Genomic DNA, 16,026 nt, shown 5'->3' with positions numbered 1-16,026 from the left:
CTTTCTCCACGTTGATTGTTGATAAATCCACTTTAATGAAAAACACATTCGGGATAATCTAGCTAAAAACCAACTCACTGTTTCCATGCAGAAACAATATGCATAATTTATTGACTCACCTCGACCTGATCGCCGCCTTTCATCAGGTGGCGCAGGACGGCAGCTTCACCCGGGCCGCCACCAGCCTGAACAGCTCCAAGTCCCAGGTCAGCAAACAGATCAAGACGTTGGAGTCCTTGCTGCAGACTCAACTGCTGCACCGCACCACCCGAAGTTTGCGGCTGACGGAAGCCGGTGAAGCGTTGTTTCGTTATAGCACGGAAATTCAGGCGCTGTTTCGCCAGGCGACGGAAGTGGTGAATGATTTGAACGCGGACACGGTTGGCGTGCTGCGCTTTACCTGTCCGGTTTCTCTGGGCATTTCCATGATGCCGGAGATCCTCAAACTGTTTCGGTTGCGTTATCCCCGGGTAAAAGTGCAAATCGACCTCGCCAATGAGAGCCGCAACCTGATCGCGGAGGAGTTCGATCTCGCCATTCGCGCCACGCCGCAACCAGATCCTTATCTGATCGCGCGCCCCCTGGGAGCGATGGTGGACGCCATCTGCGCCAGTCCGGAATTCATCGCGCGCCATGGCAGACCGGAAACCCCGGAGGAGCTGACGCGCTTTCCCTGCATCGCCCATAACCAGCATCAGCAACTGAGCCAGTGGAGATTTACCGGCCCCGAGCGTGAAATCAGCGTGCCGATTCAGGCGGAGATCGCCGCCAATCAATATCCCATGATGCGGCAATGCGCGGTGGAAGGACTCGGCGTCACCAAGCTGCCGTTTTATGAAGCCTATCGAGATATTGAAAGCGGGCGGCTGGTGCGACTGCTGGAGGACTACCCTTCCCACACCCACACGCTGTACGTGGTGTTTCCCGCCCAACGCTATCAGCCGAAGAAGCTGATTTATTTCAAGGAATTATTGATAGAGTGGTTCAGCGGACGCCCGGAATTTTTTCACCGTTTATAAGGCCGCATGAGGCGTCGGGGATTATTCCTGCTCTTCCTTGACGAACAAGCGCTGGAACAAACGCTCGGATTCCTGCATGCCGCGTTCGGTCAAAGCGACGGATTTGGTTTTTTCTACCGGGTCGTGGATCAGCCCCTTTTCATAGAGCCGGTTCATGACCTCCCAGTCGAAACCTTTCCAGGCCCGGTTGCCCTGGTGCAACGTCAGATGCAACAGAGCCAATACGGTTTCGTCAATTTTCTCCTCATCAATCACCATCGTCATCGCCCGACCTCCTCTGTTTCGATAAAAACCAAACACAGAATTCGTCATACGAAGGAAAACGTTCGAATATACGCTACCGGGGCGCAGGCGTTTTCACAAGAGGCGCCCCGCCTAAATAAAAAAAGCCACCGGGACAGGTGGCCGCCTGATTATTAGCATGCCAATGTTATTGCCATGTTAATAGGCTAAGCGCCTATGACGCTCTACAGGTCGCAGCGAGAGGGCTTCATGATGAGGACAGAATCCACTCGTGGTCTGGGTCGTTGTGAAACTTCCAGTCACGAACCGGTCCCGCCATCACGTTGAGGTAATAAGATTCATAACCATGAGGCACGCCGACCGGGTGATAGCCTTCAGGCACGATCACGCAATCGCCGTCGTAAACGGACATGGTTTCATCCAGAGAGCGGTCGTCGTTGTAGACTCGCTGAAATACAAATCCCTGGGCCGGATTGATGCGGTGATAATAGGTTTCTTCCAGATAGGACTCTTCCGGCAGACGGTCAGAGTCATGTTTGTGCGGCGGATAACTGGACCAGTTGCCGCTGGGCGTGAACACTTCGGTCAACAGCAGTCGCTCCGCAGGCTGATCCAGCATCAGGATATTGTGAATACGACGCAGATTGCTGCCCTCGCCACGGTTCATCACCGCCACCTGATCTGGCTTAATCAGCCGCACCGGATATTGCCCGGTGACCTGTGAAGACAATCCCAGGCCGACTTCCAGGTCCGTTTGCGCGCTGATGCGAATACGGGTAGCGGGCGGAACATACACCGCATAGGGCGGCAGTTTTTCAAAGGGCGACATACGCTCGCCGATATCTGCAAACGTATCCGCTCCGGCCTCTACGGTCGCTTTCCCCGCCACCAGCACCAAACAGCATTCAGCCTCGGCGAACTCGCCTTCCCAGATCTCTCCCGCCTGCAACGCCAGCGCCTGAAATCCCACGTATTTCCAGGGCGCATTTTCCGGCGTGACGTGGATACGTTGCTGTTGCTCCCGTCTGGCTTTGCGTAACAGATGCGACATCGGGCTCTCCTCTACGAACTTAGTGAATGATTAATCCTGTTGATCTGCGACTCGCAGCGCCTCAAGCGATCTCTTCGATACTGACCCAGCGGCGTTCCTGATGAGACAGCTCCACCGCATCCAATACCCGGTTCACTTCATAGGCATGGCGAAACTGCGGCCACATGGGGCGGTCTGCACACAGGCCTTCCACCAGATCCCGCACTTCCACGATCTTTTGATCGTTGTAGCCCAGACCATGTCCCGCGGACACACAGAAATTAGCGTAATCCGGATGCTGCGGGCCAACTAACAGGCGGCGGAAACCTTCCCGCGGCCCAGCGTCTTTGCGTGAATAAAACTGCAGCTCGCTCAGTCGCTCCTGATCATAAATCAATGTGCCCAAGGTTCCCGTCACTTCAAACCAGAGCGAGTTCTTGCGGCCGCAGGCAATGCGGCTGGACTCCAATGTCCCCTGTGCGCCGTTGGCGAAGCGCGCCAACAGATGAACCTGATCGTCGTTTTCCACTTCGCCGAACTCACCGGGCGCATTGGCGATGGGGCGGTTCTTATGCACGGTTTTCAGATCCGCTACGACTTCCGTGATGTCGCCGACCAGATACTGCGCCATGTTAATAATATGAGAGCCCATGTCTCCCAGGGTTCCAGAACCGGAGAATTCTCTCTTCAGGCGCCAGCTGAACGGCACATCAGGGTCGGAGAGATAGTCTTCATTATGAGTGCCGCGAAAATGGACGATGTCTCCCAGCTCCCCGCTGCGAATGATTTCCCGGGCCAGGCTCACAGTCGGGTTTTTTGCATAATTGAAACCCACCAGCGTCTTCACCCCGGCCCGCTCAGCCGCTTCGGTCATCATGCGCGCATCCGCCGCATTAAGCGCCAGAGGTTTCTCTGCGTAGACATGCTTGCCGGCGGCGATGGCCGCCAACGCCATTTCCTTGTGCAGCCAGTTGGGAGAGCATATATCCACTACGTCGATATCAGGGTCGCTCACCAGTTCACGCCAGTCTCCGGTTGAGCGCTTAAAGCCCATCACCGCAGCTTTCGCCGCCGCCTGTTCAGCGCTGATATCCGCCAGCATCTCAAGCTCGATATCCGCTGAGAGTTCAAATACTGCGGGGGCGGAGCGAAACGCAATTGCGTGCGCCTTACCCATGTAACCGCTGCCGATCAGGCCGACTCGTAGTTTCTTCTTGCTCATACCCACCTGCGAATTTAGATACCGTCTGCATCACACGGAAATTGTTGTTTTGATGGTCGCGGAGCGCAACTCAGTCTGTTGCGACAGGCGCCGCTATGGCTAATGCGAAACAAGATTAAAACAATCATTCCATAAACGAAACAAAAATTTCAATAATTTTAATTTCAGATGGCACGTTTCAAATAACCCAAGTCAGCTACAACCCCTGTGTAGATAGAATAGAAAAGGAATAGAACAGGTTATCCTGGAAAAGAAGGGAAAATTCCATTTCGATATTTTTTGGAATAAAAAGTTTGAAAAGCGGAGTTTTTTTAAATAGGATGGATCATACGTTCCATTATTGGAGCGCCGTAGAACAACAAGAAGCCAATAAACCGGGGGCCGTATGAACGCCTTGAACCAGCCATTCCAAAACCATTTTCACGTTTTTGCAGCGCCGGTTTGTTCTTGTATCGCCTCGCTGGCGCGGCCTAAGCGCAATCTGGAAGTGAATTTACACTCGCTCCGCACTGAAATTTTCTTGTAGGATTGGCGACACTGTATTTCATTTTCATTGCCGGAGAATCGAATTGTCCACCGCGATTAAGCCCACCAACTTACTAGAACTGCAGCAGGCCATCACTGAGCGCTACAACGATCTCAGCAAACGGCTCAAGCAAATCGCGCAGTTCGTCATGGACCATCCCAGCACAGTGGCGATGGAGACGGTGTCCGTCATTGCGGAGCAGGCGGAAGTGACGCCTTCTGCGCTGATACGCTTCGCGGCGGCGTTTGGTTACGATGGCTTCAGCGAAATGCAGCAACTGTTTCGTCAGAAGCTGGTGGAAAACAGCACCAGCTACCGCGAACGCATTCGTCTCTCCAGCGCGCAACCAGTTCATTCCGGCAAAGTGACCTCTCACACCATTCTCAACGAGTTCGTAAACGGCAATCTGCTCAGTCTGGAGCACCTGCCGGAGATGGTGTCCGACGAGAACATGGACGCCGCGATCAAGCTGCTGCATAACGCCAAAGCCATTCATGTGCTGGGCATGCGCCGTTCCTTCTCCGTCGCCTCTTACCTCACCTACGCCCTGCGTCAGATCAAACGCAGGGTGTATTTGATCGACGGCAGCGGCGGCATGTTGCAGGAGCAGGCGTCGTTTCTGGACAAAAGCGACGTGCTGGTGGCCATCAGTTACAGCCCCTACGCTCAGGAAACCCGCGCGGCGGTCATCAAGGCTTATGAAAACGGCGTTCCCATTATCAGTATTACTGACAGCCGGCTGAGTCCGCTGGCGCCAATTTCCTCCGTCTATTTCGACGTCAAGGAAAGTGAGGTGCGCGGATTCCGCTCGCTGACATCCAGTCTGTGTCTGGCTCAGGCTCTGGTGATCGGCATGGCCTACCAGATTGAGCAGCAACAGCTGGGCGACGGCTGACGCCGGGCCGACTCAGGGATAACACAAGCTTCCCCGCCGGTCGCGCCGTTTGCATCGTCAGTATGGATGAAAGGCAAACCTTATTACTGTTGTGATAACCAGCGTATAAAGTAGAGGCGCAATTTTATGATTCGAATCAGTCTTCTCGGCGCGGGCCGTATTGGCGTCATTCACGCGTTGAACGCCAAGGCGAACCTGAATGTGGATCTTCGTTACATCGCCGATCCCCGGGAAGAGGCGGCGCGGGATCTGGCGGAAAAAGTCGGCGCGAAAGTGGTGGATGTAAACGCCGCCATTAATGCGAATGACGTGGACGCCGTGATCATCGCCACGTCCACCAACACTCACGCGGAACTCAGTCACGCCGCGCTCAATGCGGGCAAAGCGGTCTTTTGCGAAAAGCCCATTGATCTGGATATCAACAGCGCCAGCGGCGTAGCGGAGCACGTGCAACAAAGCGGCCTGCCCTACTTCGTGGCGTTCAACCGCCGCTTCGATCCCTCTTTCGCCGCCCTGCAACGCGGCCTTGGCGATCTCGGCAAGCTGGAGCAACTGGTAATCACCAGTCGCGATCCTTCGCCGCCGCCCGTGGAGTACATCAAAGTGTCCGGCGGCCTGTTCCGGGACATGACCATTCACGATTTTGACATGGCGTTATGGCTGCTGAATGAGCCCCTGCGGGACGTTCACGCAATTGGCAGTTGTCAGGTTGATCCCGCCATTGGCCAGGCTGGCGACATCGACACCGCCACTATTACCCTGACCACTGTGAGTGGAGCCCAGTGCGTCATTCTCAACAGTCGCCGCTCCGCCTACGGCTATGACCAGCGCGTGGAGGCCTTCGGCGCCAAAGGCATGTTGCAAGCGCACAATATCAAACCCACACAGTTGCATCGTTTCGGCGCGGAAGGGGAAAACAGCGACAGGCTGGAAGACTTCTTCCTGCAACGTTACGCCGCCGCCTATCAGGCGGAAATGGCCGCCTTCGTACAGGCGCTAGTGACTCAATCTCCAATGCCCGTCAGCGTACAGGATGGCGTTAACGCCTTAAAACTCGCCAACGCCGCCTACGCGTCCCTGGAACAGGGCAAGCCAGTCGGCTTCTAAGCTCTCAATACCCCGGGGCGTCGCCGACGGACCGGGGTTCTCGCCTCTTGTTGCAAGCGCTTTTGCCGCGATAACTCGACCCGTTCACCCTTCCAAATTCAAAACAAGTCATCAGATTGACGGGGCTCCCGACATTACTTTAATGTAGGACCTGCAGCGCTAAAGGGGTCGATAGCGCGCTCATTCTAAGAACTGAGTTGGAGAAGGAAGCCATGCGATCACACGCCGTCATGCGACTTGGCGACGCCCTGCTTGCGGCCGGGGCGCACAAACAACCCAAACTTACCTCTAAATTTCTAACCCTGCTAGCGATCTCATTCGCCGCCACTACGCTTTTTTTCACTACCCTGCTTTTCCCTGTTTTTTCCCACGCGGCGGAAGTCACGCTGCGGATGCATCATTTCCTGCCGGCGACCTCTCTGGATCAAGAGGGCTGGATGGAGCCTTGGGCGGAAAAGATTGAAAAGGAATCCGACGGACGCATCAAAATCAGCATCTATCCCTCCATGCAGTTGGGAGGCAAACCACAGCAACTGTTCGATCAGGTCAGAAACGGCATCGTCGATATCATCTGGACTCTGCCCGGCTATACGCCCAGCCGCTTTCAGATGACCTCTGTTTTCGAGCTTCCTTTCGTGGCCTCATCCGCGGAAGCGACCAGCCAGGCGTTTCATACCTTTATCGAGAAATATGCGCCAGAGGAGTATCAGGATGTGCACGTGCTGTCCCTGCATACTCACGCCGCCGGTTCGTTCCATATTCTCGGCAAGCCTATTGAGCAGATCGCCGATTTGGAGTCCCTGAAAATCCGCGCCCCCACCAGAGCGTCAGGAGAGGCCCTGCGTCTACTGGGCGCCAATCCCTTGTTCATGCCCGCTCCAGAAGTCCCTCAGGCCATTTCCAAAGGCGTCATCAACGCGGCGTTGTTGCCGTTCGAAGTCGTGCCCTCACTGAAGCTGGACGAACTGGCCGAAAGCCATACCCTGCTCAACGGCGCCCGCGGTCTGTACACCGCCACCTTCATCCTGGCGATGAACAAGAAGAAATACGACTCGCTGCCTGAGGACTTGAGAGCCATTATCGACCGTAATTCCGGCATTGCATTGAGCAAACAGATCGGCAAGGCCATGGACGATTTCGAGAAAGTGGGAATAGAGCTGGCCAAGAAAAACGGCAACCGTTTTTATTCCATCAAGGCGGACCAGTTGAAGGAGTGGGAGAAACGGGTGGAGCCTGTGCGGGAAGACTGGGTCGCCAAAGTGAATTCCCAGAACAAGAACGGCGAGTATCTACTGCGGCAAGCTGAAGATCTGGTTACTCAATATGAGAAGTCGCGACAGTTATGATTGCGTCGTCGACATATCCCGCCTTGCGCCAAAGCGTCCGCACTGCTGACGCCTGGCTTGCCATCGCGGCGCAGTGCAGCGCTTATCTCAGCGGCGCTGCGCTGGTCGCCATCGTCATGATGGTGACTATTTCCGTATTCGGACGCTGGTTGTTCGGAACGGCGGTGACGGGCGATTTCGAAATTGTCGAAATCGGCGTCGCAACCGCGATCTTTTACACCTTCCCCGCCTGCCAATACGGCTATAAACACCTGGCGGTGGACCTCCTCGTCAAGCGCCTTCCCCTGGGATTGGAGAAAGCCGCCTGCATGATCGCCGAATGCGCGCTTTGCGCGATTTTCGCGTTCATCGGCTGGCGCCTTGTGCATGGCGCCGAGGAGTTCTTTTCCTACGACGAACAAACCATGATCCTCGCCATCCCGTTAGGCTGGGTGCTGCTCGCCTGCGCGCCGCCCTGCTTTCTGTCGGCGCTGATCGCCGTGAGTAACTTATTGCAGAAACTAGTCACCGATAAATAGCCAAGGACAAGGCCCTTATGGATGATCTGTACATCGGCGTAATCGCCTTCGCCTCGCTGCTCGTGTTGATTTTTCTGCGCATCCCGGTGGCTGCGGCCATGCTGTTGACAGGAGCGGCTGGTTACACCGCCATCCTGGGCTGGGATGCGTTGATGAATCATTTTAATTCCGGTCCTTTCTACCGGTTTTCCTCTTATGATCTCGCCGTCATTCCCATGTTCCTGCTGATGGCGCAATTCGCCACCGTAGCCAACCTTAATAAAACCCTGTTCAGCGCCTGCAACTCCTGGTTCGGCTCAGTGCGCGGCGGACTCGCCATGGCCTCCATCACCAGTTGCGCTTTCTTCGGCGCCATCAGCGGCTCTTCCCTGGCCACCACGCTGACCATGTCGAAAGTGGCGCTGCCGGAAATGCAGCGCCACGGCTATTCCAATCAATTAAGCGCGGGCGTCCTCGCCGCCGGCGGCACTCTGGGGATACTGATTCCACCGTCCATCGCGCTGGTGATCTACGCCCTGTTAACGGAGCAGAACATTTCCAAACTCTTTATCGCCGCCGCCGTACCCGGCATTATCGCCACCATCGGCTATTTACTGGCGGTGCAGGTGTACGTGCGTCTGTTTCCTTCCGTAGGACCGCAAACCCACAAGGCGTCCACCGTAGAAAGACTGTCGGCGTTGCTGCGGGTCACGCCGGTGCTGGCGATCTTTCTCGGCTTGCTGGGAGGGATTTACGGCGGCGTGTTCACCGTGACGGAAGGAGCCGCCATCGGCGCATTCGCCACCTGGCTGCTGGCTCAGCTCAAACGCCAGCTCGACAGGGAGGCGATGATGAAGATATTCAGGGAAACCGCCGTCACTACCGGTCTGGTGTTTTTCATCATACTGGGGGCGGATCTGTTCAACTCCGTGATTGTTCTCTCCAACATACCCAATGCCTTCGCTGACGCCATTACCTCCATGCACCTGAGCGCCACGGCGGTAATCATTATTCTGTTGTTGATCTACCTTGCATTGGGATGTTTCCTCGACAGTATGTCGATGCTGCTGCTCACCGTGCCAATCTTCTTTCCGGTAGTGATGTCGCTGAACTTCAACATGCCGCCGGAACACACCGCCATCTGGTTCGGCGTGCTGGCGGTGGTGGCGATTGAGATTGGCCTGATCACGCCGCCGGTGGGCATGAACATCTTCGTGCTCAAGTCCCAGGCGGAGCACATCAATCTGGTTGATTGCTACAAGGGCGTGACGCCCTTTATCATCGCCGATATATTGCGCCTGGCGATTCTGGTGGCCTGGCCCGGAATTGTGCTGATATTTCTCTAAGCGGGTTACCTGCCTTTAAATACAGCGTCGCGTCGCTCCAGAAAGGACGCGATGCCTTCCTGCATATCCTCGCTGCTCATCAGGCTTTTGATCTCGCTGAATAACTGGGTTTTGGCGACCACTTCTCCCTGCAGACGCGCCAGTTTAGAAGAGGCCAGACTGCCCTGCACGCCGAGAGGCGCCGCGTTGGCGATACGCTCTGCAATGTCCAGGGCCTTTTCGAACTGCGCTCCTGGCTCGACCAGCTCCTGCACCAGCCCCCAACGATAGGCGTCCTGCGCAGTCCAAACGTCTCCAGTTAACAAATAGCGTTGCGCATTCGCCCAGCCGATTTCCTGTTGCAGACGCAGCGTGGCGCCGCCGCAAGCGAATAAGCCGCGCTTCACTTCCAACTGCCCAAAACGGGTATTGTTCGCCGCGATACGCACATCCGTGTTCAGCATCATTTCCACACCGCAGGTGTAGCAGTACCCTTGCGCCGCCATCACCACCGGTTTACGCAGCGGTTCGCCGCTAATAAAAAAGGGATCGATTTCTCCTTCGCCCAATTCCGGCGGCTGTCCTGTCGCAAACGTCTCAGCCCAATCGTTCAGCTCCAGACCCGAAGTGAAGTGGTCGCCCTGCGCCCACAATAAACCGACGCGCAAATCCGCTTCGCGCTGGAGTCGTCCATACGCCGCCGCGATGTCGTGAAACATCGCCACTGTCAGGGCGTTCATTTTTTCCGGACGATTCAGCCCGATTAACAGGATATGCCCGCGCTTCTCCACGTTGACCAATGACATGCAATTTCTCTCCTGAGTGATGGTTGAATTCCTTCTGCACCGCCATGCCAGAAAGACTATAACTCACTTCAGTATCATCCTCGTCGCCGCTTTGCGAGCCCATTGTCTACATCGACGAATTTTGGGCCGATCGCGCCATCAACGGATTTAGCGTCCCAGCACGCCCGTTCCCGCCATCAGGCTCCATAGCAATCGCGGAGGGGAAAGGTCTTTGTAGGCCAGATACCATTTACGCTCCTCTCCTCGATAGCGGGTTTTGTGGTATGCCAGCGGCGCAAAGGCGTATAGTCCCGAACCGTTGCGATACAGCCATTGGCCAAGACGCCGCAACAACGGACTTTCTCCCGCTATTTCCTGCAAGTCATGCAAGGGCGCAATCCCCAGTGAGAGCCGCGGCACACCTTCCCTGCGAAACTGCTCGATCGCCTGCAGCATGGTGTAGTCCAGTAATCCCGCCGGCCCAATACTCGGCAGACAACGCAGGATATTGGCGCAATATCCGGTGACCGCGCCTTGCGTAAAGTAAGGATCGAAGTAGATGTATCCCAGTAACCGCTCTCCCTGAAAACAATAGAACCGGCGCGTCAGCCATTCGTCCCGGTGCTGCGGGGGACGCGTCAACAGACGCAGTTCACTGCGCTTCACCGCCTTCTGCTTGAGCCAACGTTGCGAGATCGCCTCCACCTCCTCAGCATTCACCTGCGAAGCGCGCAGCTCCTCTACCTTCAAGTCATAGCGCGCTCCCAGATTGGCGGCGTGGCGTAACTGCTTCTTGTGCTTGCCACGCACGCAAAAGTCCTGCAAAGAAAAGCTGAACTCTACGCCCATTTCATTGACCACATAGCCCTGCTGCGCCAGCGCCTCCGCCACCTTGCTCTCAATGCCGACAAACACCGCAGGACGCTCGCGCGACGCCAGAAAACGATTGAGCAGCCAAGTCAGATTCTGGTCCGCACATACCGGATTGTTGAAGATCACATCCACCCCACCCTTCCACCTGTCTAGCGGACAGTAGCTGACAAAACCATGCTGAGCGGAGCCAAAAAACTGCACTCCTGGTTGAAAGCTGAAGTAGGCGCTGGACTGGGCGCCATATTGCAGAAGCAGATGTCGGCGCTCAGCTACGGAGAGCGGCGCTTCCCATGGAGCAGAGTCGAAAGCGGATTCCGCATAGAGCATATCGGAAAGGACAGGCTGCATAGACGCCCCCGTTTAACTGTTGTTCTTATAGGCTCCGGTGAGCTTAACAATTGCCTTGATGGGACAAATCCGCCTTTAGAAGGAGCGGACGGAACAAGGGTATGAACCAATCGACAGATTTTGATGAGCAGGAAAAGGAGGTCAGGCGAGCCAGAACAAGAACAAAAATAAGAACAATAAAAGACGAGAGAAAGGAAGTGATCAGAAGAAAGCAACGCTGGAGAGCGCCACTGCGCTCTCCAGCGTAAGTATTACATCGCGTAATGGGCCAACATATAAACGCCGGCGTAACCGACGGAATAAGCGCCCAGCAGTGCAGGCACGTACTTGGCGTAACTGCCGAAAGTCAGGCCGCGAACTTTGGACATCGCGACAATCCCCGCCGCAGAACCGATAACCAGCAGAGAACCGCCAACGCCTACCGCATAGGTCAGCCCCATCCACTCCGCTTTGCTCATGGTGATGCCGGACTTGAGCAGCGCCGCCGTCAGAGGCACGTTGTCGATACACGCAGACAGCAGACCCATCAGGTAGTTCGCCACCAGCGGCGCCACTTGCGAGTACATGGCCAGTAAGGATTCCAGAACATGCACTTCTTTGAGTACGCCAACCAGCAGCAGAATACCCAGGAAGAACAGCAGGGTTTCAAACTCGATAACGCGGATGTATTCCAGAATCGGGTCGTTCTCGATGTCGTCGTTAAAGAAGCGCGCCACCAGGAACATCGTTGCAAGACCAAACAGGAATGTCAGAACAGGAGGAATCTGGTACACAACGTTAAGAACGATGGTGCCCAGAATCGTCGCCAGAAATACGCCGGCGATGGCCATATCAACACCGCGCACGTCAGTGCGGTGCTGCTGCACGATGACATCGCCGGACAGGCCGAAACTCAACATAGTCGCCATAAACATAACGGCGACGAAAGAAGGAATACTGAGCAGCAGCAGATCCAGAATATCGACTTTATGCTGCAGGAAGATCATCAGTGTGGTGACGTCGCCAGTGATCAGAGCGACGCCGCCGGAGTTAACGGAGAATACCACCAGAGCGGCGAAGCGCAGTGTCTTGGCGGTGTCCATTCGCAAGGACAGAATCAGGGTGACGGAAACCAGGGTCGCGGTGATGTTGTCGGCGAGAGAGGAGAAAACAAAACAGAACAGGCCCGTTAGAAATAAAAGCTTGCGCTCCGATACCCGTTTGGGAAGAAACAGATAAATAAGGTTCTCAATCATTCCCTTTTTGTTGAGGTAGGCGACGAAGGTCATAGCCGCCAAAAGGAAAAGCCAGAGCCCGGCTATTTCGGCGATGTTGCTTTCCAGTCCATGAATGACCGCTTCTTGATGTTCGGGATCGCCGCTATTGAATGCAAAGAGTAGAATCCAGGCCAGTGCGCCAAGGAAAAGGGTGATTTTGGCTTTGTTTACGTGAATCACCTCTTCCAGGACCACGCCTAGGAGAGCGAGAACCGCCAAGCCTATCACCGCGTAATTCAACCACATAACAACAATTTCCTCTTTATTGGGAAGTCTTGATCGCTCCGGCCGCCGACGCCTGGCGATGAAAAAATGGACAATTATTGGAATCAGGCCCCCAATAGACCATACGCACTGTTACTCACAGGCAGGCGGGAATATCAGAAAATGACGCAGGCGGGCGCAATACCCAGGGAGCGCGCCAATGATACAGGTTTTGATTAAAATTTTCGCCACTCCAATGGTATCGAATTTAACCAATCCAGAGATTCCAGCAATTGCAATACCTCGCCCGTCACCGGCGCACAGATTGTCAAAGGTTCGCCGCTGTAGGGATGAGGCAAACGCATTTCCGCCGCATGCAATAATAGACGCTGCACGCCGAATTGCTCAGCGAAGAAGCGGTTATGCACGCTCTTTCCGTAACTGGTGTCGCCGATCAGAGGGTGCGACAGCGATTTGAAGTGGCGACGAATCTGGTGGCGTCTGCCGGTTTGCGGATGCACTCTGACCAGGGAATAACGCGCAGTGGGATAGCGATCCACCGCATAAGGCAACTCACACGACGCCAAACGCCGATATTCCGTTACCGCCGGCTGTTCCGGCTTGTCCTTGCTGACGTTACGATCGCCTAAACGATCCCAAGGCTCTTTTAACGGTTTATCGATGGTCCCCTCTTCTGCGGGAACGCCGCGCACAATCGCCAGATAGGTTTTATCGACGCCTTGCGCCCAGGACTCACCGCATGTCTTTGCGGTGTCGGAATCCAACGCAAACAGGAGAACCCCGGAAGTCGGCTTATCCAGGCGGTGCAACGGGTATACCCGGCGCCCAATCTGATCGCGAAGCAGCTGTATTGCAAACTGAGTTTCATGGCGATCGATTTCACTGCGATGCACCAAAAGGCCGGAAGGTTTATCAATGGCGACGAGCCATTCATCTTGATAAAGAATGCTAAGCGGGATCAAAGTCCGCCATCCAGAATATTGTCAGAGGGTTGTCGGCGCGCTCTAGTTGAGGAACTGAGCGAATTTAGTCGGATCAGACAAACAGGGACCGCTCACTGCGGCCCCGTTTGCTATGGAAAGCATCTTCCTCTCGACGAAGCTTATGCTTCGGAGCTGGACGCGGAAGGCGCTGCCGGCGCTGAAGTGGACTCAGTCGTCGCTTTTGGCGCTTCTGGAGCGGCTTCCTTCACTGCTGGCGCAGCCGGTTTTTTGGCGGCGGCTTTACGCGGCGCCGCTGGCTTTTTAGCTGCAGGCTTCTTGGCGGTAGTGGAAGTTTTAGCGGCGCTTGGCGCCTTCGCAGCAGGTTTCTTAGCGGCGGGCTTTTTAGCAGCAGGTTTTTTCGCTGCTGGTTTGGCTGCCGTTGTCGATGCAGTTTTGCTGTCCGCTGCCGCCGGCTTCGCATCAGCGGCTTTGTCCGCTGCGCTCTTCGCAGCTACGGCTGGTTTAGCAGGCTTAGCTGCAGGTTTTTTAGCTGCCGGCTTCTTGGCGGTAGTGGACGTTTTAGCTGTGCTTGCAGCCTTGGCAGCAGGCTTCTTAGCCGCTGGCTTTTTGGCCGCAGGTTTTGCTGCAGCGGTTTTAGCCGCAGATGCTGTGGAAGCGGCTTTGCTGGCGGCGGCAGGCGCTTTCTTAGCAGTCGTCGCAGCGGGTTTCTTCGCGGCTGGCTTCTTGGCTGCAGCAGGTTTCTTCGCAGCAGGCGCTTTAGCAGCTTTGCTCGCGGCTGGCTTAGCGGCGGCCTTGGGCTTTGCGGCTGCAGGCTTGGCGGTTTTACTGGCGGCGGCAGGCGCTTTACCAGCAGGCATAATGGCTTCCAGCATTTGCTTTTGGAAATCCAGCACAGCGGCGAATCTCGCTTCGAAATCTTTCTGCCATTTATGCATGTTATCGATCTGTTTCTTTTGCAGATCTTCGATGCGGGCGAATACTTTTTTCAAAGACTGATCCACTTTCAGGTCAGCTTCAGCCTTAGTCACCCATTGGCCCACATGAGTGTTGAGTTTGTCTTGCGCGCTGCGCAATTCCTCAATAGCCTTGTCAAAGAGTCGATCAAGGCCGATTTTGCCTTTTTTGCTGGTCGCCATCTTGTCACCCCAAATTAATTAAGCAAAGGAGAGAGGAAACACTTCCTCTTTAAATGTAATCGGAAAGTACAATTTGTCTAGAAAACGCCCAATAAGAATGCGTTTTTTCTATCTTTTTTTCGCGAAAAAAGATAATTCCGCACCTTATATCAAGCGATAGTTCAATTGACTGGCAAGTATGTACAAAAAAAGATTTGAGGCAAGCGATTATTCGCCTGAGAGGTCGATTTTACGTGATTTATTCACAAGTTAGGCCGACTAACGCGCCGCCGACATCGCATCGTAACGGCGCGTCAATGACTCAGACTTTTCCAAGCACGGTTCCCTGCGCGGAGGCGCATAGAAATTCTTTCTCATCATTCAGGCAGTAAATTTCACAAGTGCAGCACACGACTTTTTTCCCCGAAGCTTCCGCCTTCGCTTTGGCGATAAGCCGCTGCCCCTGCGCCGGTCGTTGGTAATTAATCTTAAACTCCACCGTTAACGCGTCACCGAACAAACTGCCTCCGGCGAACGTCAGCGCATTGTCCGCCAGATAGCTGATGACGCCGCCGTGCACATAGCCGTGCTGTTGCAAGAACTCCGGTTTGATATCCAGCTCCAACTGCGCAAAGCCCGGCTGCAGTCTCTCCAATCGGGCACCCAATAAGCGGCTGAAAGGTTGTTCATTTAGAATCTTGGTTCCGATCTGCATGATGTCCATGCGGCGCCTCCTGTTTGTTATAGCAGCTAATTACTAGCAGCTAACGATGTTGGTTTTTCTCACTCAACCACATGGTGATGACTGCGCGCGACACCGCGTCGCCGTTCGCATTTTTCACCATGACTTCAACCTCATAATCTCCCGGAGATAACGTCTTTGGATCAGCAATCACGGCGGTCGCCACCAGATCCGTCGTCGCTTTTTTCAGGTACTCAATCTGCATGCCTTTGGGAATCCAACGCAGACGCGACGGCAATGACGCCTCCATCAGCGTTCCCGCGCACAGCTCCGCCAAGTTGCCCATCGCCAGGGCGTGCACTGTTCCCAGATGGTTGCGCACACTGCGACGGTTCTTGATTTCCCACTCTGACAGTCCTGGTTTTAGCTGCCGTATGCGTGGCCGAATGCTGCTAAAATAAGGTGCTTTAAAGCACAGTGCGCGGCTGAACAGCCAGGCGCCCAAAGGAAGACGCGCAAAAGAGTGATATAAACGAAGCGTGGAACTCGCCTGTTCCGATGGAGCAGCCGCTGCGGCAGTCATAACAG

16 protein-coding genes are annotated in these 16,026 nt (G+C 55.0%); 6 read left to right on the top strand and 10 right to left on the bottom strand.

Annotated elements, in window-relative coordinates:
- Nucleotides 1-98 precede the first annotated feature (98 nt).
- Complete coding sequence (locus ONV78_RS23860) at nucleotides 99-1,019, top strand: LysR family transcriptional regulator (protein ID WP_279506934.1); 921 nt, start codon at nucleotides 99-101, stop codon at nucleotides 1,017-1,019.
- A gap of 21 nt (nucleotides 1,020-1,040) precedes the next feature.
- Here the strand turns inward: ONV78_RS23860 and ONV78_RS23855 are convergent, their stop codons facing one another.
- From ONV78_RS23855 to ONV78_RS23845, 3 genes are all read right to left on the bottom strand, one after another.
- Nucleotides 1,041-1,283, bottom strand: coding sequence for a DUF6429 family protein (locus ONV78_RS23855; RefSeq protein WP_216736831.1), 243 nt, complete (start codon nucleotides 1,281-1,283; stop codon nucleotides 1,041-1,043).
- 226 nt (nucleotides 1,284-1,509) lie between these two features.
- Nucleotides 1,510-2,313, bottom strand: coding sequence for a 5-deoxy-glucuronate isomerase (gene iolB / locus ONV78_RS23850; RefSeq protein WP_279506931.1), 804 nt, complete (start codon nucleotides 2,311-2,313; stop codon nucleotides 1,510-1,512).
- A gap of 61 nt (nucleotides 2,314-2,374) precedes the next feature.
- Complete coding sequence (locus tag ONV78_RS23845; RefSeq protein WP_279506930.1) at nucleotides 2,375-3,514, bottom strand: Gfo/Idh/MocA family oxidoreductase; 1,140 nt, start codon at nucleotides 3,512-3,514, stop codon at nucleotides 2,375-2,377.
- 569 nt (nucleotides 3,515-4,083) lie between these two features.
- Between ONV78_RS23845 and ONV78_RS23840 the strand changes: the two genes are divergently transcribed.
- The 5 genes from ONV78_RS23840 (at nucleotide 4,084) to ONV78_RS23820 (ending at nucleotide 9,231) form a co-directional block, all read left to right on the top strand.
- Nucleotides 4,084-4,935: a MurR/RpiR family transcriptional regulator gene (locus ONV78_RS23840; RefSeq protein WP_216736828.1), complete on the top strand. Its 852-nt coding sequence runs from the start codon at nucleotides 4,084-4,086 to the stop codon at nucleotides 4,933-4,935.
- A gap of 126 nt (nucleotides 4,936-5,061) precedes the next feature.
- Nucleotides 5,062-6,042, top strand: a complete 981-nt coding sequence (gene iolG, locus ONV78_RS23835; RefSeq protein ID WP_279506927.1) for an inositol 2-dehydrogenase — start codon at nucleotides 5,062-5,064, stop codon at nucleotides 6,040-6,042.
- 212 nt (nucleotides 6,043-6,254) lie between these two features.
- Nucleotides 6,255-7,388, top strand: a complete 1,134-nt coding sequence (locus tag ONV78_RS23830; protein ID WP_216736826.1) for a TRAP transporter substrate-binding protein — start codon at nucleotides 6,255-6,257, stop codon at nucleotides 7,386-7,388.
- Nucleotides 7,385-7,906: a TRAP transporter small permease gene (locus tag ONV78_RS23825; RefSeq protein WP_216736825.1), complete on the top strand. Its 522-nt coding sequence runs from the start codon at nucleotides 7,385-7,387 to the stop codon at nucleotides 7,904-7,906. The genes ONV78_RS23830 and ONV78_RS23825 overlap by 4 nt, the downstream gene beginning before the upstream one ends.
- A gap of 17 nt (nucleotides 7,907-7,923) precedes the next feature.
- Complete coding sequence (locus ONV78_RS23820; protein ID WP_279506926.1) at nucleotides 7,924-9,231, top strand: TRAP transporter large permease; 1,308 nt, start codon at nucleotides 7,924-7,926, stop codon at nucleotides 9,229-9,231.
- Nucleotides 9,232-9,236: 5 nt separating this feature from the next.
- On the opposite strand, the gene ONV78_RS23815 is transcribed toward ONV78_RS23820, so the two are convergent.
- The 7 genes from ONV78_RS23815 to ONV78_RS23785 all read right to left on the bottom strand — a co-directional run bounded on the left by ONV78_RS23815 (nucleotide 9,237) and on the right by ONV78_RS23785 (nucleotide 16,021).
- Nucleotides 9,237-10,016, bottom strand: a complete 780-nt coding sequence (locus ONV78_RS23815; protein ID WP_279506925.1) for a crotonase/enoyl-CoA hydratase family protein — start codon at nucleotides 10,014-10,016, stop codon at nucleotides 9,237-9,239.
- A 147-nt stretch (nucleotides 10,017-10,163) separates the two neighbouring features.
- On the bottom strand, nucleotides 10,164-11,216 hold the full coding sequence (locus ONV78_RS23810; RefSeq protein ID WP_279506924.1) for a DUF2156 domain-containing protein: 1,053 nt from the start codon (nucleotides 11,214-11,216) through the stop codon (nucleotides 10,164-10,166).
- A 251-nt stretch (nucleotides 11,217-11,467) separates the two neighbouring features.
- Entirely contained in the window at nucleotides 11,468-12,718 is a 1,251-nt protein-coding gene (gene nhaD / locus ONV78_RS23805) for a sodium:proton antiporter NhaD (protein WP_279506923.1), read from the bottom strand.
- Nucleotides 12,719-12,912: 194 nt separating this feature from the next.
- Nucleotides 12,913-13,659, bottom strand: coding sequence for a tRNA pseudouridine(65) synthase TruC (locus ONV78_RS23800; protein WP_279506922.1), 747 nt, complete (start codon nucleotides 13,657-13,659; stop codon nucleotides 12,913-12,915).
- Between the two features lie 140 nt (nucleotides 13,660-13,799).
- On the bottom strand, nucleotides 13,800-14,777 hold the full coding sequence (locus ONV78_RS23795; protein WP_216736820.1) for a hypothetical protein: 978 nt from the start codon (nucleotides 14,775-14,777) through the stop codon (nucleotides 13,800-13,802).
- Between the two features lie 301 nt (nucleotides 14,778-15,078).
- A complete protein-coding gene (locus ONV78_RS23790; protein ID WP_279506921.1) occupies nucleotides 15,079-15,480 on the bottom strand; it encodes a PaaI family thioesterase in 402 nt (133 codons plus the stop codon).
- A 40-nt stretch (nucleotides 15,481-15,520) separates the two neighbouring features.
- The gene (locus ONV78_RS23785) at nucleotides 15,521-16,021 is read right to left on the bottom strand and encodes a hotdog fold domain-containing protein (RefSeq protein WP_279506920.1); all 501 of its coding nucleotides are present in this window, start codon (nucleotides 16,019-16,021) and stop codon (nucleotides 15,521-15,523) included.
- Nucleotides 16,022-16,026 lie beyond the last annotated feature (5 nt).

The sequence above is a fragment of the Hahella sp. CR1 genome, assembly GCF_029813005.1.
GTDB lineage: Bacteria > Pseudomonadota > Gammaproteobacteria > Pseudomonadales > Oleiphilaceae > Hahella.
This window is presented reverse-complemented; position numbering and strand designations above follow the sequence as displayed.

Bases quoted from the DNA above. Each gene is read 5' to 3' on its own strand.
- ONV78_RS23830 (WP_216736826.1), top strand. From the start codon at position 6,255: ATGCGATCACACGCCGTCATGCGACTTGGCGACGCCCTGCTTGCGGCC.
- ONV78_RS23795 (WP_216736820.1), bottom strand. From the start codon at position 14,777: ATGGCGACCAGCAAAAAAGGCAAAATCGGCCTTGATCGACTCTTTGAC.
- ONV78_RS23855 (WP_216736831.1), bottom strand. From the start codon at position 1,283: ATGACGATGGTGATTGATGAGGAGAAAATTGACGAAACCGTATTGGCT.
- ONV78_RS23790 (WP_279506921.1), bottom strand. From the start codon at position 15,480: ATGGACATCATGCAGATCGGAACCAAGATTCTAAATGAACAACCTTTC.
- ONV78_RS23815 (WP_279506925.1), bottom strand. From the start codon at position 10,016: ATGTCATTGGTCAACGTGGAGAAGCGCGGGCATATCCTGTTAATCGGG.
- ONV78_RS23785 (WP_279506920.1), bottom strand. From the start codon at position 16,021: ATGACTGCCGCAGCGGCTGCTCCATCGGAACAGGCGAGTTCCACGCTT.
- nhaD (WP_279506923.1), bottom strand. From the start codon at position 12,718: ATGTGGTTGAATTACGCGGTGATAGGCTTGGCGGTTCTCGCTCTCCTA.
- iolG (WP_279506927.1), top strand. From the start codon at position 5,062: ATGATTCGAATCAGTCTTCTCGGCGCGGGCCGTATTGGCGTCATTCAC.
- ONV78_RS23860 (WP_279506934.1), top strand. From the start codon at position 99: ATGCATAATTTATTGACTCACCTCGACCTGATCGCCGCCTTTCATCAG.
- ONV78_RS23845 (WP_279506930.1), bottom strand. From the start codon at position 3,514: ATGAGCAAGAAGAAACTACGAGTCGGCCTGATCGGCAGCGGTTACATG.
- iolB (WP_279506931.1), bottom strand. From the start codon at position 2,313: ATGTCGCATCTGTTACGCAAAGCCAGACGGGAGCAACAGCAACGTATC.
- ONV78_RS23810 (WP_279506924.1), bottom strand. From the start codon at position 11,216: ATGCAGCCTGTCCTTTCCGATATGCTCTATGCGGAATCCGCTTTCGAC.
- ONV78_RS23820 (WP_279506926.1), top strand. From the start codon at position 7,924: ATGGATGATCTGTACATCGGCGTAATCGCCTTCGCCTCGCTGCTCGTG.
- ONV78_RS23825 (WP_216736825.1), top strand. From the start codon at position 7,385: ATGATTGCGTCGTCGACATATCCCGCCTTGCGCCAAAGCGTCCGCACT.